The 21465-nt window shown below is 67.6% G+C and carries 20 protein-coding genes and 1 pseudogene; all 21 read left to right on the plus strand.

What is annotated here, in order from left to right:
* The first annotated feature begins 2 nt into the window (after positions 1-2).
* The 21 genes and pseudogenes from fliG to ICJ04_RS10015 all read left to right on the plus strand — a co-directional run bounded on the left by fliG (position 3) and on the right by ICJ04_RS10015 (position 21443).
* Positions 3-989, plus strand: a complete 987-nt coding sequence (gene fliG / locus ICJ04_RS09915; RefSeq protein ID WP_188327283.1) for a flagellar motor switch protein FliG — start codon at positions 3-5, stop codon at positions 987-989.
* Positions 986-1614, plus strand: a pseudogene (locus ICJ04_RS09920) (FliH/SctL family protein). The gene fliG and the pseudogene ICJ04_RS09920 overlap by 4 nt, the downstream one beginning before the upstream one ends.
* A complete protein-coding gene (locus ICJ04_RS09925; protein WP_188324114.1) occupies positions 1611-2996 on the plus strand; it encodes a FliI/YscN family ATPase in 1386 nt (461 codons plus the stop codon). Before ICJ04_RS09920 ends, ICJ04_RS09925 begins: the two are co-directional and overlap by 4 nt.
* Complete coding sequence (gene fliJ / locus ICJ04_RS09930) at positions 2993-3451, plus strand: flagellar export protein FliJ (RefSeq protein ID WP_188324115.1); 459 nt, start codon at positions 2993-2995, stop codon at positions 3449-3451. Before ICJ04_RS09925 ends, fliJ begins: the two co-directional genes overlap by 4 nt.
* Entirely contained in the window at positions 3451-4569 is a 1119-nt protein-coding gene (locus ICJ04_RS09935; RefSeq protein WP_188324116.1) for a flagellar hook-length control protein FliK, read from the plus strand. The genes fliJ and ICJ04_RS09935 overlap by 1 nt, the downstream gene beginning before the upstream one ends.
* A gap of 413 nt (positions 4570-4982) precedes the next feature.
* The gene (locus ICJ04_RS09940; RefSeq protein WP_223202847.1) at positions 4983-5504 is read left to right on the plus strand and encodes a flagellar basal body-associated FliL family protein; all 522 of its coding nucleotides are present in this window, start codon (positions 4983-4985) and stop codon (positions 5502-5504) included.
* Between the two features lie 9 nt (positions 5505-5513).
* Positions 5514-6521: a flagellar motor switch protein FliM gene (gene fliM / locus ICJ04_RS09945; protein ID WP_188324117.1), complete on the plus strand. Its 1008-nt coding sequence runs from the start codon at positions 5514-5516 to the stop codon at positions 6519-6521.
* Positions 6518-6853: a flagellar motor switch protein FliN gene (gene fliN / locus ICJ04_RS09950; RefSeq protein WP_188324118.1), complete on the plus strand. Its 336-nt coding sequence runs from the start codon at positions 6518-6520 to the stop codon at positions 6851-6853. Before fliM ends, fliN begins: the two co-directional genes overlap by 4 nt.
* Before the next feature lie 2 nt (positions 6854-6855).
* Positions 6856-7266 carry a flagellar biosynthetic protein FliO gene (gene fliO / locus ICJ04_RS09955; RefSeq protein WP_188327285.1) on the plus strand — a complete coding sequence of 137 codons (411 nt, stop codon included), beginning with the start codon at positions 6856-6858 and terminating at the stop codon, positions 7264-7266.
* A 79-nt stretch (positions 7267-7345) separates the two neighbouring features.
* The gene (fliP, locus tag ICJ04_RS09960) at positions 7346-8068 is read left to right on the plus strand and encodes a flagellar type III secretion system pore protein FliP (protein ID WP_188327286.1); all 723 of its coding nucleotides are present in this window, start codon (positions 7346-7348) and stop codon (positions 8066-8068) included.
* 31 nt (positions 8069-8099) lie between these two features.
* Complete coding sequence (locus tag ICJ04_RS09965) at positions 8100-8369, plus strand: flagellar biosynthetic protein FliQ (protein WP_188324119.1); 270 nt, start codon at positions 8100-8102, stop codon at positions 8367-8369.
* Between the two features lie 107 nt (positions 8370-8476).
* The gene (fliR, locus tag ICJ04_RS09970) at positions 8477-9268 is read left to right on the plus strand and encodes a flagellar biosynthetic protein FliR (RefSeq protein ID WP_188324120.1); all 792 of its coding nucleotides are present in this window, start codon (positions 8477-8479) and stop codon (positions 9266-9268) included.
* A 135-nt stretch (positions 9269-9403) separates the two neighbouring features.
* Positions 9404-11509, plus strand: coding sequence for an EAL domain-containing protein (locus tag ICJ04_RS09975; protein WP_188324121.1), 2106 nt, complete (start codon positions 9404-9406; stop codon positions 11507-11509).
* Positions 11510-11642: 133 nt separating this feature from the next.
* Positions 11643-12788, plus strand: coding sequence for a flagellar biosynthesis protein FlhB (gene flhB / locus ICJ04_RS09980; protein WP_188324122.1), 1146 nt, complete (start codon positions 11643-11645; stop codon positions 12786-12788).
* Entirely contained in the window at positions 12785-14887 is a 2103-nt protein-coding gene (gene flhA, locus ICJ04_RS09985; RefSeq protein ID WP_188324123.1) for a flagellar biosynthesis protein FlhA, read from the plus strand. Before flhB ends, flhA begins: the two co-directional genes overlap by 4 nt.
* A 150-nt stretch (positions 14888-15037) precedes the next feature.
* Positions 15038-16942 (plus strand): flagellar biosynthesis protein FlhF, encoded by a 1905-nt coding sequence (gene flhF, locus ICJ04_RS18335; protein WP_223202848.1) that lies wholly within the window; start codon positions 15038-15040, stop codon positions 16940-16942.
* A complete protein-coding gene (locus tag ICJ04_RS09995) occupies positions 16929-17816 on the plus strand; it encodes a MinD/ParA family protein (protein ID WP_188324124.1) in 888 nt (295 codons plus the stop codon). The genes flhF and ICJ04_RS09995 overlap by 14 nt, the downstream gene beginning before the upstream one ends.
* Complete coding sequence (locus tag ICJ04_RS10000) at positions 17813-18556, plus strand: RNA polymerase sigma factor FliA (RefSeq protein WP_188324125.1); 744 nt, start codon at positions 17813-17815, stop codon at positions 18554-18556. The genes ICJ04_RS09995 and ICJ04_RS10000 overlap by 4 nt, the downstream gene beginning before the upstream one ends.
* Before the next feature lie 21 nt (positions 18557-18577).
* On the plus strand, positions 18578-18970 hold the full coding sequence (gene cheY / locus ICJ04_RS10005) for a chemotaxis response regulator CheY (RefSeq protein ID WP_188324126.1): 393 nt from the start codon (positions 18578-18580) through the stop codon (positions 18968-18970).
* Positions 18970-19602 carry a protein phosphatase CheZ gene (locus ICJ04_RS10010; RefSeq protein ID WP_188324127.1) on the plus strand — a complete coding sequence of 211 codons (633 nt, stop codon included), beginning with the start codon at positions 18970-18972 and terminating at the stop codon, positions 19600-19602. The genes cheY and ICJ04_RS10010 overlap by 1 nt, the downstream gene beginning before the upstream one ends.
* A gap of 2 nt (positions 19603-19604) precedes the next feature.
* Entirely contained in the window at positions 19605-21443 is a 1839-nt protein-coding gene (locus tag ICJ04_RS10015; protein WP_188324128.1) for a chemotaxis protein CheA, read from the plus strand.
* Positions 21444-21465: the final 22 nt, after the last annotated feature.

Consider the following 21465-nt stretch of genomic DNA (forward strand, 5'->3'; position numbering starts at 1 on the left):
CGATCAGCGGCGTACAGCGCGCGGCCATCCTGCTGCTTTCCCTGGGTGAGCAGGAAGCCGCCGACGTGCTGCGCCACATGGAGCCCAAGGAGGTGCAGAAGATCGGCATCGCCATGGCGACCATGAGCAATGTCACCCGCGAGCAGGTAGAAGGCGTGATGGACAGCTTCAACAATGAGCTGACCTCCAAGACCTCCCTCGGTGTCGGGTCGGACGACTACATCCGCAACATGCTGGTGCAGGCACTGGGCAGCGAGAAAGCCAGCAGCCTGATCGATCGCATCCTGCTCGGACGCAACACGACGGGCCTGGATGCGCTGAAGTGGATGGATCCGCGCGCGGTCGCCGACCTGGTGCGCAACGAACACCCGCAGATCATCGCCATCGTCATGGCCCACCTGGAAACCGACCAGGCCGCCGATGCGCTGAAGCTGCTGCCGGAGCGCACCCGCGTGGACGTATTGCTGCGCATCGCCACGCTGGACGGCATCCCGCCCAACGCGCTCAACGAGCTCAACGAAATCATGGAACGCCAGTTCTCCGGCAACCAGAACCTGAAGTCGTCGAATATCGGCGGCGTGCAGGTGGCCGCCAACATCCTGAACTTCATGGACAGCGGACAGGACCAGGTCATCCTGGGCGAGATCGCACGCGTGGATGCCTCGCTCAGCGGGCGCATCCAGGAAATGATGTTCGTCTTCGACGACCTGGTCGACCTGGACGACCGCGAGATGCAGCTGGTGCTGCGCGAAGTGAGTGGCGAACGGCTGGGCCTGGCCCTGCGCGGTGCGGACATCAAGGTGCGCGACAAGATCACCCGCAACATGTCCCAGCGCGCGGCGGAGATCCTGCTGGAAGACATGGAAGCGCGCGGTCCGGTGCGCCTGTCCGACGTGGAAGGGGCGCAGCGCGAGATCCTTGCCATCGTCAAGCGCATGGCCGATGAAGGCACGGTCGCCCTCGGTGGCAGCGCGGAGGCCATGCTGTGAACACGGCCATCCGCTGGAATGCACCCGACCTGCTGGCCGATGCGCAACCACTGCTCGACGAGCACCTGCTGCAGGGCGAGCCGGAGCACGAACCGGAGCCGCTGCTGCAGCCCCCTACCCTGGAAGAAATCCAGGCCATCCAGGACAGCGCCGAGAAAGAAGGCTTCAGCCATGGGCATGCCGAAGGCTTTGCGCAGGGCCAGGCCGAGGTGCGCCGCGTCGTCGCACAGATGGAGGGCATCCTGGACAACTTCAGCCGCCCCTTGGTGCGTCTGGAAAACGAAGCCGTCGCCGCGCTCGGCGAGCTGGCCGTGCGCATTGCCGGCAGCCTGGTCGGACGCGCGTACGAAGTGGATCCGGAGCTGCTGGCGCAACTGGTCGCAGAAGGCGTTGACGCCGTCGGTGGCAGCAGCCGCGAGGTGGAAGTGCGCCTGCATCCGGATGACATCGCCGCCCTCGCCCCCTGCTCACCCTGTCACCGCAGCAGCGTCTGGTGCCCGACCCCGCGCTGGGCCGTGGCGACCTGCGCGTACACGCGGAGAGCGTGCGCATCGACGGCACGCTGGAGGCGCGCCTGCGCGGTGCGCTGGACAAAGTGATGCGACAAGTAGGAGCCGGCGCATGAGCACGATCGATCTGCCGCTGCCGCCGGAATGGACCGGTGCACGCAACCTGCGCCTCGGTGCCCGCTTGGACGCCTTGAAATTCGACACGCTGCACGGGCGCGGACTCATCCGCGAGGGCGTACTCCGTCGCGCCGTGGGCCTGACCCTGGAAGCGGTCGGCTGCGAAGCGCCGCTGGGCGCCAGCTGCAAGGTGGAAGTGGACGGCGGCTGGGTGGACTCGGAAGTGGTCGGGTTCGCCGGCGACCGCACCTACCTGATGCCCAGCGCCGAACTGCACGGCCTGCTGCCCAATGCGCGGGTGGTGCCTTCGCTGCGCCGTGGTGGCGGCGTGGACGTGGGCGAAGGCCTGCTGGGGCGTGTCATCGACAGTGATGGCGTGCCGCTGGACGGAAAGGGCCCCATCCGCGCGGAGGGCTCGGTGGGCATGGCCGGCGTGTCGATGAACCCGCTCGCCCGCGAACCGATCACCCAGCCGCTGGATGTCGGCGTGCGCGCGATCAACGCATTGCTGCCGATCGGCCGCGGCCAGCGCGTGGGCCTGTTCGCCGGCTCCGGCGTGGGTAAATCAACGCTGCTGGGCATGATGACCCGCTTCACTTCGGCAGACGTGATCGTGGTCGGCCTGATCGGTGAACGTGGCCGCGAAGTCCGTGATTTCGTCGAATCCACCTTGGGCGAAGAGGGCCTGCGCCGCGCGGTGGTCGTGGCTGCACCCGCCGACCGTCCGCCGCTGGCACGCCTGCATGGCGCCTACCGTGCTACGGCCATCGCCGAGTGGTACCGCGATCAGGGCCTGAACGTTCTGCTGCTTATGGATTCCCTGACCCGCTTCGCCCAGGCCCAGCGTGAGATCGGTCTGTCCGTTGGCGAACCGCCGACCACCCGCGGCTATCCGCCCTCGGTATTCGCCAAGCTGCCGGCACTGGTCGAACGGGCCGGCAACGGGGCCAAGGGCCGCGGCTCCATCACCGCGTTCTACACCGTGCTGACCGAAGGCGATGATCCGCAGGATCCGATCGCCGATGCCGCACGTGCCATCCTCGACGGTCATATCCTGCTCTCGCGGCGGGTGGCCGACAGCGGCCTATACCCGGCAATCGACGTGGAATCATCGGTCAGCCGCGTGGTCACGGAAATCGCCGATGAAGCCTGGCGCCTGCGCATCCGCAAGTTGAAGCGGCTGGTCTCGGCGTATTCGTCCAATCGCGACCTGATCGCGATCGGCGCCTACCAGCGCGGCAACGATGCGGCGACGGACGAAGCGTTGGAGCGCTGGCCCGAGATCGTCGAGTTCCTCGGCCAGGACGTCGCCAAGGCGGCCGACCTTCCCCACAGCCAGGCCGCCCTCAAGCGCCTGGTGGAACCGGAGCACGCGGCATGATGCAATCAAAGCGTATCGATCCGCTGCTCAAGCGCGCGCAGGAAAAAGAAGACACCGTGGCGCGCGAGCTGGCTGACCGCCAGCGCACCCTGGACACGCATCTTTCGCGACTGGACGAACTGCGGCGCTATGCCGATGAGTACGCCAATGCGCAGATGGCCGCGACCAGCCCGGCACAACTGCTGAATCGTCGCGCCTTCCTGGACCGGCTGGACAGTGCGGTCACCCAGCAGACCCAGAACGTGGACAGCAACCGCGAGAAAGTGGAGGCCGAACGCGCGCGCCTGCTGCTTGCCAGCCGTGACAAGAAGGTGCTTGAGCAGCTGGCGGCCAGTTACCGCGCACAGGAACAGCAGGTCGCCGAAAAGCGTACCCAGCGCGAAATGGACGATCTCGGCGCTCGGCGGTCCCGCCTACAGCAGGTCGCAGACCCCGATTCCGGGGTGCAGTCGTGATGGCGCCGGCGCTGGGGGGCAGCACCGCCGGAACCGCAGTGGCCGCTGCCGGCACCTCGGCGCGCGGCAATGCACCCCGCGGCAAGGATGGCGCCGACGGTTTCGACCGCATGCTGCAGCAGGCGGACAGCCCCTCGCGTCCACCACGCTCCCGGCAGGACGCGAACGCCGACACGCCGTCCGACACCACCGCGACCAGCAAGGACCGCCCTTCCGCAGCACAGGACGGCGGCACCCGTGAGCCCCGCCCGGATGAGGTGGCAGACACCGAAGCCGCCGTCAGCCAGGCGGCCCAACCTGACGGTGTCGAGCACCGTGATGACGTGCCTGAGTGGCCACCTGCCGGCTTGGCCGGCCTGCTGCTGTCGATGCCGCCGCCCGCCACGGAAGCGTCCGCAGCACTTACCAGCGCGTCGACCTCCACTGCCGCGCTGACATCCCCGGCCATGGCATCGCCAGCACTGCCGATGGCCGCCGCAGCCCCCTCCGCAGGATTTGCCGTCGCCGTGGACGCGGAAGCCGGCGATACCGAACTGCCTGCCGACCTGATGGATGCCCTGATGGCCGCGGGTGGCACGGACGAGGCCGCGGCCAGCGACGACACCGCTACCGCACCCGGCCTGCTGTTCGGCCTGTCCTCACTGCAGGCGATGCGCACCGGCAGCGAACCCGCCCTGGCGCGGATGAGCGATCCGAATCCGACGCCGGTGCTGGGCCAGGACGGCTTCGACGACGCCGTCAGTGCCAAGGTGGGTTGGCTGGCCGAACAGAAGATCGGCCACGCCCACATTCGCATCAGTCCTGATGAGATGGGGGCGATCGACGTGCGCCTGCAGATGGACGGCGACAAGGTCCACGCCAGTTTCAGCAGTCCGCATGTAGAAGTCCGCCACGCGCTCGAAAGCAGCCTGCCGCGGCTGCGCGAACTGCTGGGTGAGCAGGGCTTCCAGCTGGCCCATGCCGATGTCGGCCATCAGCCGCAAGGTGAGCCGGGCCAGGGTGAGCAGCGGAGCAGCTTCACCGGCGAAGGACGCGATGCCGAGCGCGGCGTCGCAGAGGTCACGCTGTCCAGCGCCCAGCTGATCCGCCAGCGGGGCCTGCTCGACGTCCACGCGTGACGGATTACCGCCGCCAGTAATCCGTCGCGGCGAACGGCTGAGCCCCTCGTGGTCGGTCGGGGAAGCTGTTTCCTGGGGTTGGGCCGGGCGGGAGGGATTGGTGGGGGACGGCAAGAGCCGCATCCATGCGTGCCTCGTTTCGCGCCATCCATGGCGCTCAACGCCCCCACCAACCCCTCCCGCCCGGCCCTGACAGTCCGCGCGCGCGTCCCGCCACGGAAAGAAAAAAAGAAAAAGCGGTAGCGCCGACCCATGGTCGGCGAGCGCAGCGGGCCGTTGGCGGGAACATTCCGCCGAGCACGGCTCGGCGCTACCAGAGGCCGCATTGACCCATCTGGAGGAGGGAGCCCCTGAGTCAGGCTCCCGGCACAGCCCTTGCATGTCACCGCAGGCAACCTCCAGGAGCTTCACACGTGGCCGCAGCTGCAGACAAAACCAAGAAATCCGCCGACAAGGACAAGGCCGCCCCGTCGCGTCGTCCCATGCTGGTCATCGCCCTGATCGCCGTCGTTGCCGCCGCGGCCGCGGGCGGTGGCGTGTGGTATTTCACCCAGTCCGCGCACGGCGATGCCGGTGCACCGGCCGCCAAGGCCAAGCCCAAGGCGCCGCCGGCACCCGCCCAGTACTTCGGCCTTGAGCCGCCCTTCGTGGTCAACCTCAACGGCCCGGTCGATGGCCCCCGCTACCTGCAGGTGGAAGTACAGCTGATGACCCGCGACGCCACTTCGCTGGACGCCATCCGCACCCATTCCCCGGCGCTCCGCGCCCGCCTGCTGATGCTGTTCTCGCAGGTCACCCCGGACCAGATCGCCGATCGGGCCGGCAAAGAGAAGCTGCAGGCCGACTCGTTGGCTGAGGTGCAGAAAGTGCTGATGGCGGAAACCGGCAAGAAGTGCGCCGATGACCTGCTGTTCACCAGTTTCGTCACCCAGTAAGGGCCGGCCATGAATGACCTGCTGTCCCAGGACGAGATCGATGCCCTGCTGCATGGCGTCGACAGCGGCGCGGTGGAAACCGATGTCGATGCCTCCGTGCCCGGCGAAGCGCGCTCGTACGATTTCGCCAGCCAGGACCGCATCATCCGCGGGCGCATGCCCACGCTGGAGATGGTCCACGAGCGCTTCGCCCGCCTGTGGCGCATCGGCCTGTTCAACCTGATCCGCCGTTCGGCCGAGCTGTCGGTGCGCGGTATCGAGCTGATCAAGTTCAACGACTACATGCATTCGCTGTACGTGCCCACCAACCTCAACCTGATCCGCTTCAAGCCGCTGCGCGGCACCGGCCTGATCGTGTTCGAGCCGACCCTGGTGTTCGCCATCGTCGACAACTTCTTCGGCGGGGATGGGCGCTACCCCACCCGCATCGAGGGCCGCGAGTTCACCGCCACGGAAATGCGGGTCATCCACCTGCTGCTGAAGCAGACCTTCGCCGATCTGCGCGAGGCGTGGGCGCCGGTGATGGACGTGGAGTTCGAGTACCTCAATTCCGAGATCAACCCGCACTTCGCCAACATCGTCACCCCGCGCGAATACGTCGTGGTGTGCCGCCTGCACGTCGAACTCGACGGAGGCGGCGGCGACATCCACGTCACCCTGCCCTACTCGATGCTGGAACCCATCCGCGAACTGCTCGATGCCGGTATCCAGAGCGACCGCAACGACCGCGACGAGAGCTGGGGCAAGACCCTGCGCGAGCAGCTCAACGTGGCCGAGGTCAACCTGTCCAGCGTGCTCGCGACCAAGCGCATGAGCCTGCGCGAGCTGACCCGCTTGAAGGTCGGCGACATCCTGCCGATCGACCTGCCCAACGAGGTGCCGGTCTGCGTGGAAGGCATCCCGGTGTTCACCGGCCAGTTCGGCGTGGCCAATGGCATGAACGCTGTAAAGATCACCGCAACCCATCCGCCGGGCACCCGCCAGCGTGCGCCAGCTACCCAGGAAGACCCGCAATGAACGAAACCGAGCGCCAAGAAGCCATCGCTGCCCAGTTCGAGGCCCTGCAGGCCGAGGACACCGGCGGTGCCGATCTCAACCTGGACGTGATCCTGGACGTGCCGGTGACGCTGTCACTGGAAGTCGGGCGTGCGCGCCTGCCGATCCGCAACCTGCTGCAGCTCAACCAGGGCTCGGTGGTGGAACTGGAACGCGGCGCCGGCGAGTCACTGGACGTGCTGGTCAACGGCACGCTGATCGCACATGGCGAAGTGGTCGTCATCAATGACCGCTTCGGCGTGCGCCTGACCGATGTGGTCAGCCCCAGCGAACGGATCCGGAGACTGCGTTGAGCCTGCACGTGCTCATCGCCACCGGTCAGGCGGCAGCAAAGGTCGCCGCGCCCGCGGTAGGCCAGCATGCGCCCTCCACGCCCGGTCTGTTTGGTGCCGTGCTGGCGCTGCTGCTGGTGCTGGCGCTGGTGGTCGGCCTGGGCTGGCTGCTCAAGCGCATGCCGGGCAGCAGCTTCCGCCAGGCCGAGGGCCTGAAGATGGTGGCCAGCATCGCCGTGGGCGCCAAGGAGCGCGTGGTGGTGCTGGAAATCAACGGTGAGCAGATGCTGCTGGGCGTGACCGCTGGTGGCATCAGCAAGCTGCACACGCTGAGCGAACCGCTCCCGCCGCCGACGCCGATGCGCGTGCCGGACCTGAAGAACCTCCCCAATTTCGCCCAGTTGCTGCAGCAGCGGCTGCGCAAGGATTCCTGAAATGCGTTCGATCTCTCTGCCGCGCGCAGTCCATCGGCCCGCAGCCACCCGCTGGCTCCCTTGGCTGGCGTTGCTGGTGATGCTGCTGCTGCCCGCACTGGCCTTCGCGGTGCCGGGTGCGCCGGCCACGCCGCTGCCCGACGTGAATGTCGGCCGCATCGGTGGGCAGCCGGTCAGCCTGCCGCTGCAGACCCTGCTGCTGATGACCGCGATCACCCTGATCCCGTCGATGCTGCTGGTGCTCACCGCGTTCACCCGCATCATCGTCGTGCTGGCCCTGCTGCGGCAGGCGCTGGGCACCGGCCAGACGCCCTCCAACCAGGTCATGCTCGGCCTTGCCCTGTTCCTGACCGCGATGATCATGTTGCCGACCTGGGACAAGGCCTGGAGCACCGGCATGGCGCCTTACCTGGACGGGCAGATTGATTTCCAGTCCGCCTGGACGCTTACCACGCAGCCACTGCGCGCCTTCATGCTGGCGCAGATCCGCGAAACCGACCTGATGACCTTTGCCGGCATCGCCGGCCATGGCACCTATGCCAGTCCAGACGCGGTGCCCTTCCCGGTGCTGGTGGCGTCCTTCGTCACCAGCGAGCTGAAGACCGCCTTCGAAATCGGCTTCCTGATCTTCATCCCCTTCGTGATCATCGATCTGGTCGTGGCCAGCGTGCTGATGTCGATGGGCATGATGATGCTGTCGCCCATGCTGGTGTCGGCGCCTTTCAAGATCCTGTTGTTCGTGCTGGTCGATGGCTGGGTGCTGACCGTCGGCACACTGGCCGCCAGCTTCAATCCTTCCTGAGTCGCCCGGCCCCTCTTCCACTGGAATTCCGATGTCTCCCGAACTTGCCCTGACCGAACTGCGCGGCGGCCTGATCGCCACCCTATGGGTGGCCGGCCCCCTGTTGCTCACCGTGCTGGTGGTGGGCGTGGTGGTGGGCATCGTGCAGGCCGCCACCCAGCTCAACGAGCCGACCATCGCGTTCGTCGCCAAGGCGGCTGCGCTGACGGCCGTCCTGTTCGCGCTGGGCAGCCTGCTGCTGGGACATATGGTGGAGTTCACCATCCTGCTGTTCCAGCGCATTCCCCATCTGATCGGCTAGGTCGTGCGCTTCGTCCCACCCTGCATCGGCGCCCGATGGGCGCACGCGCCCTTCGTCGTCCGCCTGGACGGCTGCGACAGGGGCCGGATCCCGCTGGAGGGCGGCTGATGGATCCTGCGACCCAGATGGCGACCGACGGCCTGCAGGCCTTCGGCATGATCGGCGATACGCTGTGGACCCTGCTGCGGCTGGGCGCCATGATCATGGCAATGCCGCTGATCGGTACCCGAGCGGTGCCGTCCCGCATCAAACTGCTGCTGTCGGCCACGCTGTCGATTGCACTGGCGCCGATCCTTCCGCCCGTTCCCAGCTGGGTGGGATTCGATGCCGCTACCGTACTGACCATCTTCCGCGAACTGGTGATCGGGATAACGATCGGCTTCATGCTCCGGCTGGTGTTCGAGGCCGGCGCGTTGGCTGGCGAGCTGATCGCCCAAGGCACCGGCCTGTCCTTCGCGCAGATGGCCGACCCGATGCGCGGGGGCAGCTCGGGCGTCATCGGGCAATGGTTCTACCTGATGTTCGGCCTGCTGTTCTTCACCGCCAACGGCCATCTGGCGTTGATCTCGCTGCTGGTGGACAGCTATCGCGCATTGCCGATCGGCACCACCCTGCCCGATCCGCAGGCACTGACCACCTTGGCTCCCACCTTCCTGCTGACCGTGCTGCGTGGCGGCGTCGGCCTGGCGTTGCCGCTGATCGTGGCGATGCTGGCGGTCAACCTGGCCTTCGGCGCACTCGCCCGTGCAGCCCCGGCGCTCAATCCGATCCAGCTCGGCCTGCCGGTATCGCTGCTGTTGGGGCTGGCCCTGCTGGCCGTGCTGGCGGGCGAGATGGGCCCACCCGTGCAGCGCCTGTTCGATGCCGCCTTTGATGCGGCCGGTGCCGTGGTCCGCTGACCGCAGCACGCAAGGCAGCTCACTGACAGCAGGCAGGGACACCACCGCGCGTGCATCCACGCCATTTATCGGTAGATTCATCGTGAAGATGCGCTGACCTGCACGAGCCAGCGCAAGTCGAACAGGAGATCGACGATGCTGCAGGGCCGCTACGAGATTTCGTTGGTCATTTTGTCCCTGCTGGTCGCTGCGCTGGCATCGTTCACCGCACTGGCCATGGCATCACGCGCTGCGCGCAGCGACGGCGCGTCGGCGATGTGGGCCTGGCGGCTCGGCGGCGGCTGCGCCATGGGCCTTGGCATCTGGTCGATGCACTTCATCGGCATGCTGGCCTTCGCGCTGCCCATTGCGGTGGCCTATGACCGCACTCTGACCTCCGCGTCGCTGGCGATCGCCATCGGATCGTCCGTGTTCGCCCTCTGGCTGGTCACCCGGCCCACCCTGCCGCACGGACGGCTGGCCGGTGGCGCAGTGCTGATGGGCGCTGGCATTGCCAGCATGCACTACGTCGGCATGCTGGCCATGCGGATGCAGCCGCCCATCCAGTGGCATTTCGGCTGGGTCGTCGCCTCGCTGCTGGTGGCTGTCGCGGCGAGCTGGAGCGCCCTGTTCATCGTGTTCCGTCTGCACCGCTCACAGGCGCGCCTGTCGGCACGCCTGGCTGCATCGGTCATGCTCGGCGCCGGCATTGGCGGCATGCACTACACCGGCATGGCCGCAGCGCGGTTCCCGCAGGACAGCGTCTGCGGCGCATTGGCTGGCGGCAGCCTGCCCAGCGACATCCTGGCGCTGCTGGTCGTGCTGGTTACCGGGCTGATTCTGGGAGGGGCGTTGTTGTTGGCCTGGATGGAGCAACGCCTGCAGACCCACCTGCTGCGGGTACGCAACGCTTCACTCAGCCACAGCCTGGATGATGCACACGCCGAACTGACACGGGCTGCGTTGCACGACCCCCTCACCCGCCTGCCCAATCGCAGGCTGTTGCAGCAGCACATCGAGCAATCGCTCAGCGAGGTGACCACGTCGGGCCAGCGCTTCGCTGTGGTGTTCATCGATCTGGACGGGTTCAAGCACGTCAACGACGCATACGGGCACCAGACCGGCGATGCGCTGCTGATTGCAGTCAGCGAGCGGCTTGGCCGCCTGCTGCGTCCGCGTGACCTGCTTGCACGCCTGGGTGGGGATGAGTTCGTGCTGGTGGCCGACCTGGACGCAGGGCAGGACATGACCCTGCTTGCGCAGCACATGCTGCAGGCGCTGGATGTCCACGATCTGGTCGTCGGCCACGAGTTGCGGGTGAGCGCGAGCATCGGCATCGCCCTGTGCCCCGACCACGCGATGTCCGAGCGACAGCTGATGGCCTGCGCCGACGCTGCGATGTACCAGGCCAAGCAGCGGGGTCGCAACCGCTATGTGGTCTACATCGATGGGATGGATTCCGATGCCGCTGCGCAAGCGGCGCTGCAGGCCGAGCTTCGCGCCGCCATCGACGGCCACCAGCTGCTGCTGCATTACCAACCGAAGCTGCGGGTAGAAGACGGGGACGTCTGCGGTGCCGAAGCCCTGGTCCGCTGGCAGCATCCGCAGCGCGGCCTGATCGCCCCCGACCAGTTCATCGGCCTGGCCGAACGCAGCGGCCTGATCGGCGCGCTGGGGCGCTGGGCGCTGGATGAAGCGTGCAGGCAGCTGCGCCAGTGGCATTGCCTTGGCCAGGACGACTGGACGATATCGGTGAACCTGTCGCCGCTGCAGTTCACCGCGCCCGGCCTGCTGCAGGATGTGGCCAGTGCGTTGGCACGTCATCAGCTGCCCGCGCGCCAGCTCATCCTTGAAATCACCGAGAGCACGGTGATGCGCGATACGACGACCAGCACCGACCTGTTGCAGGGGCTGTCGGCGCTGGGAGTGGGCATCTCCATCGACGACTTCGGCACCGGCTATTCCAGCCTGTTCTACCTCAAGCGCTTGCCCGCCACGGAACTGAAGATCGACCACGCCTTCGTGCGCGACCTGGCCAACAGCCGCGAGGACGTGGTCATCGTGTCGTCCATCATCGCGCTGGGCCGCGCCCTGCACATGGACGTGGTGGCCGAAGGCGTGGAAACCATCGCCCAGCGGCGCTGCCTGGAGCAGCTGGGATGCACCTCCCTGCAGGGCTATCTGCTGGGGCGTCCGGTCGAGGCCGCACGTTTCCTGCAGTTGCACGGTGAGCGAAGGCCGCAGGTGGAGCCGACCCCGTAGCGCCGAGCCACGCTCGGCGGATGCCCGCATCGTCCGGGCCCGCTGCGCTCGCCGACCCTGGGTCGGCGCTACCGGTGATCTGCAACGGCACGGATCTTGCAGCCTGCCGGGTACCCCCCTGGATCTGCGCGCGATGTCCGAGAACGAAGACGGCGGCGAAAAAACCGAACAGCCAACTGAAAAACGACTGCGCGAGGCCCGCGAACAGGGCAATACGCCGCGCTCGCGCGAGTTGGCGACCGCCGCGGTATTCGGCGGGGGCGTGCTGGCGGTGATGGCCACCGGCGGGCAGCTGGCCAGCGGCGGCATCGACTGGATGAAGCAGGCGCTGACCCCCGACCTCTCGCTGCGCCAGCACCCGATGGAGCTGTTCGGCCATGTCGGCGACCTGTTCCTGCGCCTGCTGCTGGTCACCGCACCGCTGTTGATCGTCTGCCTGCTGGCCAGCTTCCTGGCCCCGGTGGTGATGGGTGGCCTGCGCTGGTCCGGCAAGGCGATGATGCCCGACTTCACCCGCATGAATCCCGCCTCCGGCCTCAAGCGCCTGTATGGCCCCGAAGCGGTCGCCGAGTTCGTCAAATCCCTGCTGCGCGTGCTGTTCGTCGGCACCGCCGCCACCATCGTGATGATGGGGGGCATGGACCTGCTGCGTGGCCTGCTGCACCAGCCGTTGGAGACCGCCATCGTGCGCGGCCTCGGCTTCACCTTGAAGCTGCTGCTGGCCACGGCGGTAGCGATGCTGCTGCTGGCTTTCATCGATGCGCCGTACCAGCGCTGGAACTGGCTGCGCAAGCTGAAGATGACCCGTGAAGAACTGCGCCGCGAGATGAAGGAAAGCGAAGGCAGCCCGGAGGTGAAGGGGCGCATCCGCCAGCTGCAGCACGAAATGTCCAACCGCCGGATGATGGAAGCGGTACCCACCGCCGACGTGGTGCTGGTCAATCCGACCCATTACGCAGTCGCGCTGAAGTACGAAGGCGGCAAGATGGGCGCGCCCAAGGTGGTCGCGCTGGGGGTGGATGAAACCGCCCAGCACATCCGCAAGATCGCCGAGGGCAACAAGGTGGCCATCGTCTCGGCGCCGCCTTTGGCACGGGCCTTGTATCGGGAAGGGGAACTCGGAAAGGAAATCCCCGTGAGACTGTATTCGGCCGTTGCCCAGGTGCTCTCCTACGTCTACCAGCTGCGCAGCTGGCGCACCGGCCCCATGCCCAGCCAGCCGTACGTGGACGTGGCCGAATACGCGCCGGGCACCGCGCCTGACGGGGCGCCGCGATGAGCGCCCAGCCCGGCACCTTCAATACCCGCAGCATCCTGGCGATGATCCGCCAGGGGCTCGGCGCGCCGCTGATCGTCATGGCCCTGCTGGCCATGGTGGTCGTACCGCTGGCCGCCCCGGTGCTGGATGCGCTGTTCACCTTCAACATCGCCATTTCGATGATGGTGCTGCTGGCGGTGGTGTATGTGAAGCGTCCGCTGGACTTCACCATCTTCCCGATCGTGCTGCTGGTCACCACGATGCTGCGGCTGGCACTGAACGTCGCCTCCACCCGCGTGATCCTGCTCAACGGCCAGAACGGCCACGAGGCCGCCGGCAAGGTGATCGCCGCCTTCGGCGAGTTCGTCATCGGCGGCAACTACGCCGTCGGCATCGTGGTCTTCGCGATCCTGACCATCATCAATTTCGTGGTGATCACCAAAGGTGCAGGCCGCGTCTCCGAAGTGACCGCGCGCTTCATCCTCGACTCGATGCCCGGCAAGCAGATGGCCATCGATGCCGACCTCAATGCCGGATTGTTGACGCGTGAAGAGGCCAAGGCCCGGCGCGAGGAGGTCCGCGAGGAAGCAGACTTCTACGGTGCGATGGACGGTGCCAGCAAGTTCATCCGTGGCGACGCCATCGCCGGCATCCTGATCCTCTTCATCAACATGATCGGCGGCCTGGCCGTCGGCATGCTCCAGCACAACATGGCCTTCGGCGACGCAGCGGCCACCTATACCCTGCTGTCCATCGGTGACGGCCTGGTGGCGCAGCTGCCGGCGCTGCTGGTGTCCAGTGCGGTGGCGATGCTGGTCACCCGCGCCTCGCGCTCGCAGGACATGAGCCAGGCCATGATGGGCCAGGTGTTCGGCCAGTACCGTGCGCTGGCCATCACCGCCGGCATCATCGGCGTGGTCGGCCTGGTCCCGGGCATGCCGAACGTCGCCTTCCTGACGCTGGCGACGATCCTGGGCTTCATGGCCTGGAAGATATGGAAAAAGAGCCAGTTGGCCGAGGCGCAGGCCAACGCCGCGCCGACCGCCCAGCCGATGGACGCGCTGGGTCGCCCCGCCGCGGCCGCACCCAGCGCCGAACTGACCTGGGACGAACTGCGTCCGGTCGACCCGCTGGGCCTGGAAGTGGGCTACCGGCTGATCCCGCTGGTCGATGCCGCGCAGGGCGGCGAACTGATGGCCCGCATCAAGGGCGTGCGTCGCAAGCTGACGCAGGACATCGGCTTCCTGATTCCCTCGGTGCACATCCGCGACAACCTGGAACTGCCCGCCACCGCCTACCGCCTGCTGATCCACGGCGTGCCGGTCGCCACGGCGGAAATCCATCCTGACCGCGAACTGGCGCTGGACCCGGGCAGTGCCTTGGGCCAGTTGGACGGCATCGCCGGCAAGGACCCGGCCTTCGGCCTGGATGCCACGTGGATCCAGCCCCATCAGCGCGCCCATGCGGAATCGATGGGCTACACCGTGGTGGACCCGGCCACCGTGGTCGCCACCCACCTGTCCCACCTGATCCGCGAGCATGCGCCGGAGCTGCTGGGTCATGAGGAAGTGCAACAGCTGCTGGCCAACCTGGCCAAGAGCGCCCCGAAGCTGGTGGAAGACCTGACCCCGAAGGCCGTGCCGCTGTCGGTGGTGGTACGCGTGCTGCAGAACCTGTTGATCGAGCGCATCCCGGTACGCCAGCTGCGCAAGATCGCCGAGTCGCTGGTGGAAACCGCACCGTCCAGCCAGGACCCGACCGTGCTCACCGCGGCAGTGCGCAACACGCTGGGCCGTTTCATCGTGCAGGAGATCGCCGGCATGTCCGCCGAGCTGCCGGTGTTCACCCTCAACCCGCAATTGGAACGCGTCTTGCAGGAGTCCACGCAGGGTAACGGCGCTGCGCTGGAACCCGGACTCGCCGAACGGCTGCACCAGAGTCTTGCCGACTGTGTCAGCAAGCAGGAAGCCCGCAACGAGCCCGCCGTGGTGCTGGTACCGGGCCCGGTCCGTGCCGCGCTGGCACGCCTGGTCCGTCACAGCGTTCCATCGCTGTCGGTGCTGGCGTACAGCGAGGTGCCGGAAGACAAGCGGTTGAAGCTGGTCGGCACGATCAGCTGACCGCAGGCCTCCACCGGCGCCGGGAAACCGGCAGCAGCGCCGCCGCCACCGTAGTGATCCAACCATTTTCCAAGGGGACCCCGCACCGTGCAGACCACCGAACAATCGCGATCCCCTGCCACCGAACCGACTCCGTCCCGGTACCCCAGCATGAAAATCAAACGCTTCGTCGCCGCCGACATGCGATCGGCCATGAACCTGGTCCGCAAGGAACATGGACCGGATGCGGTCATCCTGTCCAACCGGCGGATCGAGGAAGGCGTCGAAATCGTGGCGGCCGCGCATTACGACGAGAGCGTGGTGCAGCGTGCACTGGAAACCGCCCGCAAGGACAGTGCACCCGTACAGGCAGCCGCACCGGCGCCGCGTCCGCGCACCGCCGCCGACGCGATGATCGCCGCGATGACCCGTCGCCGCGAGCCGGTCGCCGAGATCGAACCGGTGGCGGCGACCACGTCGGCCGTTGCGGCCCTGGCACGCGCAGCGGTGGGCGCGACGGGGCGTACGTTGAACAGCAGCGATGAGATCGTCATGCAGCGCGGCAGCGAAGGATTCGCGGCGACCCTGGCCCGTGCCGCCGGCGGTGCGCTGCACCGCGAAGCGCCGCAGCGTGTCAACGAACCGGCGCTGCCGGAGCAGATCTTTGCCCCGTTCGAACACGCACAGCCCGAACCGCGCCAGCAGGCCACCGCACCGCGCCCACTGCCGCCGCTGCCGCGCGCCTGGGTGGAAGACGAAGCCTTCGCCACCGAGCCGCCGGTCGTTGCCGCGCCGGTCATCCGCCCCCCGACCGTGCTGCCGCCGCCGCTGCCGATGGCCTTCGCTGCGCAGATGCCGATGATCGGTAGCGCCGAGCCACCCTCGGCGGACACCCTCCCGGCGCCGCAGACCCCCGCCGCCGCGGACACACTCTCGACGCCGCAGCCGCCTGCCGCCCTGGACATCTCCGCGGCCCCGCAGCCGCCTGCCGCCCTGGACATCTCCGCGGCCCCGCAGCCGCCTGCCGCCCTGGACACCTTGCCGGCGCCGACCTCCGGTAGCGCCGAGCCACGCTCGGCGGACACCCTGCCGGCCCTGCAGGTCGCCGAGGCCGTACAACCGGCGCGACCCATCGTCGCCCCGCCGACCCTCACCGTCATCGCCCGCGACGACGAAGAGATGCGCCACCTGCGCAACGAAGTCGCCGGCATGCGCCAGGTGATCGAACGCGAAATGCACCGCTTCACCGATGAGCGCCTGCGCGGCAATCCCGTGCGCGCCGCCGCGCTGGACCTGATGGACGAATATGGCTTCGATGCCGGCATCGCCCGCGACGTGGTGCTGCAGATCCCGCTGGAGACCGAAGCCCACCGCGGTCGCGGCCTGATGCTGGGCCTGCTCTCGCGCAAGCTGCCGATCTCGCCGGTCGACCCGCTGGAAGCAGGCGGTGTGATCGCGCTGGTCGGCCCCACCGGAGCCGGCAAGACCACCACCATCGCCAAGCTTGCCTCGCGCTTTGCCGAAAGCCACGCCCCGCGCGATGTCGCCCTGGTCACCACTGACACCACCCGTATCGGCGCCCGCGAGCAGCTGTACGGCTTCGGCCGCCAGCTCGGCATCGCCGTGCACGAGGCCAGCAGCGGCACCGACCTGGATCAGTTGCTGGAACGCCTGAAGGACTACAAGCTGGTGCTGATCGACACCGCAGGCGTCGGCCCGCGCGACCGCACCCTGGCCTCGCAGCTGCAGTGGCTGCGTGCCGCGCCGAAGGTCAGCACCCTGCTGGTGCTGCCGGCCAACACCAGCTTCGGCGACATGGACGAAGTGGTGCGCCGCTTCAGCGCCGCCAACCTGCAGGGCGTCGTGCTGAGCAAGCTGGACGAGACCGGTCGCTTCGGTACGGCCCTGTCGGTCGCCGTCGACCACCGCCTGCCGATCACCTGGGTGACCGATGGCCAGGACGTTCCTGAAGACCTGCACCGGGCCAGTGCGGCCAATCTTGTACTTCGCCTTGAAGATTTGCGCCGCGCGGCCGATATGCCCTGCAACCCGGAGTTGAACCATGCAGTCGCGTGAATACGCCAAGCTGACCACGACCTTCCCGTTGTCGGCCACCCGCAGCCAGCCGCTGGGCCCGGTCCGCACCATCGCCGTCACCGGCGGCAAGGGCGGCGTGGGCAAGACGAACGTTTCGGCCAACATGGCCGTGGCGCTCGCTGGCATGGGCAAACGCACGCTGCTGCTGGATGCCGACCTCGGCCTGGCCAACATCGACGTGATCCTCGGCCTGAAGCCGGAGTTCACCCTGGCCGACCTGATTGCCGGGCGCTGCACGCTGGAAGAAGTCATCATCGAGGGCCCCAACGGCGTGCTGGTGGTTCCGGCTGCATCCGGTCGGCGGCACATGGCCGAGCTGGCACCGGCCGAGCACGTCGGCCTGGTCAACGTGTTCTCCGAGCTGGAGCGCGACCTGGACGTGATGGTGGTCGACACGGCCGCCGGCATCACCGACGGCGTGCTGACCTTCTGCCAGGCCGCGCAGGACACCGTGGTGGTGGTCTGCGATGAGCCGGCCTCGATCACCGATGCCTACGCGCTGATCAAGGTGTTGTCGCGCGAACGCGGCGTGGATCGCATCCAGGTGGTGGCCAACATGGTGCGCGACCCCAACGAAGGGCGCGTGCTGTATGAAAAACTCAGCCGGGTCTGCGAGAAATTCCTCGCCGATGTCTCGTTGAACTACCTCGGCTGCGTGCCGCAGGATGACTGGCTGCGCATGTCCGTGCAGCGCCAGCAGCCGGTGGTGAAAGCCTATCCGTCCAGCCCGTCGGCGCTGGCGATCAACGAGATCGCCCGCCGCACCGCGCGCTGGCAGGCACCGACGGAGCCGCGCGGTGGCGTGGAGTTCTTCCTCGAACGCATCCTCAAGCAGCGGGGGGTGGTGGCATGAAAGGCGCCGCTCAATACCGCGAGGTGCAGCGCACGGCCGCAACCGAGTGCATCGCGCAGCATTCGGACCTGGTGCGGCGCATCGCCCACCACCTGGCCGCGCGACTGCCCGCCAGCGTCGAAATCGATGACCTGATCCAGGCCGGCATGATGGGCCTGATGGAAGCGTCGCGCAGCTACGACGCCGACCAGGGGGCCTCGTTTGAAACCTATGCTTCGATCCGCATCCGCGGTTCGATGATCGATGAGATCCGTCGCGGCGACTGGGTGCCGCGCTCGGTGCACCGCCGCGCCCGCGATGCCGCCTCGACCATCCGTCGCCTGGAGCAGACCACAGGTCGCGCCGCATCGGCCACCGAAGTGGCCGCGGCGATGGACATCCCGCTGCCGGAATACCTCCGGCTGATGGAAGATGCCTCGCGCGGCCAGGTGCTGAGCCTGGAATCGCGCATCGAAGACCAGGGCGAGCTGGATACCGTCGCCCAAGGCGGACCCACCCCGCAGCAGGTGCTGGAGCGCAGCCAGTTCGGCAGCGAGCTGGGCAAGGCCATCGGCCACCTGCCCGAGCGCGAACAGCTGGTGCTGTCGCTGTACTACGAACAGGAATTGAACCTTAAAGAGATCGGCGCAGTGCTCGGTGTGAGCGAGTCGCGGGTCTGCCAGATCCATGGCCAGGCGGTATTGCGCCTGCGTGGCCGACTGAAAGCCTTCGAGGCCGTTGACGCGGGCCTGGAAGCATAAGTACCCAAGAGGAATGAAGCTTTGAACAAGAACATGCGCATCCTGATCGTCGACGATTTCTCGACCATGCGTCGCATCGTCAAGAACCTGCTGGGCGACCTGGGCTTCAGCAACACCGCCGAGGCCGAGGATGGGCATGCCGCGCTGGCGTTGCTGCAGAGCCAGTCCTTCGACTTCGTGGTGACCGACTGGAACATGCCGGTCATGACCGGCATCGAGCTGCTGAAGGCCATCCGTGCCGACGCCAAGCTGAAGACCCTGCCGGTGCTGATGGTGACCGCCGAAGCCAAGCGCGAGCAGATCATCGAGGCGGCACAGGCCGGCGTGAACGGCTACATCATCAAGCCCTTCACCGCACAGACGCTGCAGGAAAAACTGGGCAAGATCTTCGAACGCCTGGCGGCGAGCGCTTGATGGACGTCGCCATGGACAAGGCGTGGCTGGTGCAGCGCCTGCAGGAAGCATTGGCCGCACTGGAAACCGGCGATGAAGCCGGCTGGCGTGTGCAGATCGATGCGCTGGCGGCGGCACGCACCCAGCCGATGATGGCCGGCCTGTCACGGTTGGCCCGCGAGCTGGGCCAGGCGCTGGGAGAACTGCCCACCGTGGGCCACGACGCCGATGCCGAAGAGCTCGACGATGCGTGTGCGCGCCTGGACCACGTGGTCACGATGACCGAGCAGGCCACCCACCGCACCTTGGATCTGACCGAGGAATGCCGTGCCCTGACCGCCCGCCTGGGCGAGGAGGCGCTGCCTGCACTGGAGCAGCAGCAGGCACTCGAGCGTATCCGCCACAACCTGACCGAGATCGCGCTGACCCAGAGTTACCAGGACCTGACCGGCCAGATCATCCGCCGGGTGGTGGGCATCGTGCGTCGCGTACATGAAGGCTTCGGTGCCCTGGGCCTGCCGCCGGAACTGCAGGCATCGCGCCAGCAGGGCCGCACTGAGCCGGCGCTGGCCGGACCGGCCGTGGCCGGCGTGGATCGCCACGCGGTGTCCCAGCTGGACGCCGACGACCTGCTGTCCGACCTGGGGCTCTGAGCATGAGTGGAATCGCCGACGACATCGCTGCGGACTTCATCATCGAGGCGCAGGAAATCCTGGATCGTCTCGGCGAGCAGCTGGTCACCCTGGAGCAGGACCCGCAGGACAGCCCCCAGCTCAATGCGGTGTTCCGGGGATACCACACGCTGAAAGGCGGTGCCGGCTTCCTCGGCATCCACGCCATGGTGGAGCTGTGCCATGCCGCCGAGGAAACCCTCGGCCTGGCGCGCTCCGGACAGGCCACGCTGCAGCCGCATCACTTCGATGCAGGCCAACAATCGCTGGACTATCTGCAGGCGATGCTGGATGCGGTGTCGGCCGGCGAAGAACCGGGCCATGCCCCGCCGGACCTGATCGCCCAGTTCGATGTCGGCGTGGCCCCCTCGCCTGCCGCGTCGGCCCCGCTGGCCGGCAATGACGCCGGTTCGGAAATGATCAGCGACGATGAGTTCGAGGCCCTGCTCGACCAGTTGCATGGCGGCGCCGCGCCCACGGCGGTCGCGCCCAAGGCCGACGATGGCATGATCAGCGAGGACGAGTTCGAGGCCTTGCTGGACCAGCTGCATGGCGGCGCTGTGCCGGGCAGTACACTCGCGCAGCAGGCGCCCGTTGCACAGGCGGCCCCGCCGCCGAAGCGCCCTGTCGCCGCCCCCACGCCCAAGCCCGCCAAGCCGCTGGCCGAGGCCGAACACACCGTGCGCGTGGACACCAAGCGCCTGGATGCCATCGTCAACCTGATCGGCGAACTGGTGCTGTCGCGCAACCGCCTGAAGACCCTGCGCGTGCGTTTGCGCGACGAAGAGCTTGATCGCGCCGTGTCCACGCTGGACATCGCGACCGCGCGTCTGCAGTCGGCGGTCATGCGCACCCGCATGCAGCCGGTGGGCAAGGTCTTCTCGCGTTTCCCGAAAGTGGCGCGCGATGTCGCGCGCTCGCTGAACAAAGAAGTGGAACTGGAACTGTTCGGCGCCGAAACCGAACTGGACCGCAACCTGGTCGAGGCACTGGCCGATCCGCTCGTGCATCTGGTGCGCAATGCCATCGACCACGGCGTGGAGATGCCCGACCTGCGTGAGGCACAGGGCAAGCCCCGCAGCGGCCACGTGCGCTTGTCCGCGCAGCAGGAAGGCGACTACGTCAGCATCGAAGTGCAGGACGACGGCGCGGGCATCGACCCGGAGAAACTGCGTGCCAAGGCGCGCGAGAAGGGCCTGATCGATCCGGAGGCCGCTGCCCGCCTGAGCAGCGAAGAATGCCTGCACCTGGTGTTCCTGCCGGGCTTCTCGACCAAGGCCGAGGTCACCGACATCTCCGGCCGCGGCGTGGGCATGGACGTGGTGCAGTCGCGCATCCGCGAACTCAGCGGACAGATCCAGATCCAGTCCGAACTGGGCCGCGGCAGCCGCTTCATGATCCGCGTGCCGCTCACCCTGGCCATTCTGCCGACCCTGCTGGTACAGGCCGGCGAGGATGTGTACGCCCTGCCGCTGGCACGCGTGCTGGAGGTGCTGCATGCACCGGCCACGTCCCTCGGCTGGTTCGATGGACGCGCCGTGCTTGATCGCCTGTCGCACACCCTGGCCCTGGTGGACCTGCGCCACTGGCTGGACGTGGAACCGGCACCGTCGCACCTGCTGACCATCGTCGTGCTGCAGGCGGGCGAGACCCGCTTCGGCCTGGTCGTGGACCAGGTGCGGGGCCGCGAAGAGGTCGTCATCAAACCGCTGCCCAAGGCCCTGCGCGGGCTGCGTGGTTATGCCGGGGCGACCCTGATCGGCGATGGACGCATGGCCCTGATCCTGGATGTGGACGGCCTTCGCAGCCCGCACGACGGATGAAAACTGTGACGCCGGTCGGCCA

It is taken from the genome of Stenotrophomonas sp. 169 (assembly GCF_014621775.1).
In the GTDB taxonomy this organism is placed as follows: Bacteria; Pseudomonadota; Gammaproteobacteria; order Xanthomonadales; family Xanthomonadaceae; genus Stenotrophomonas.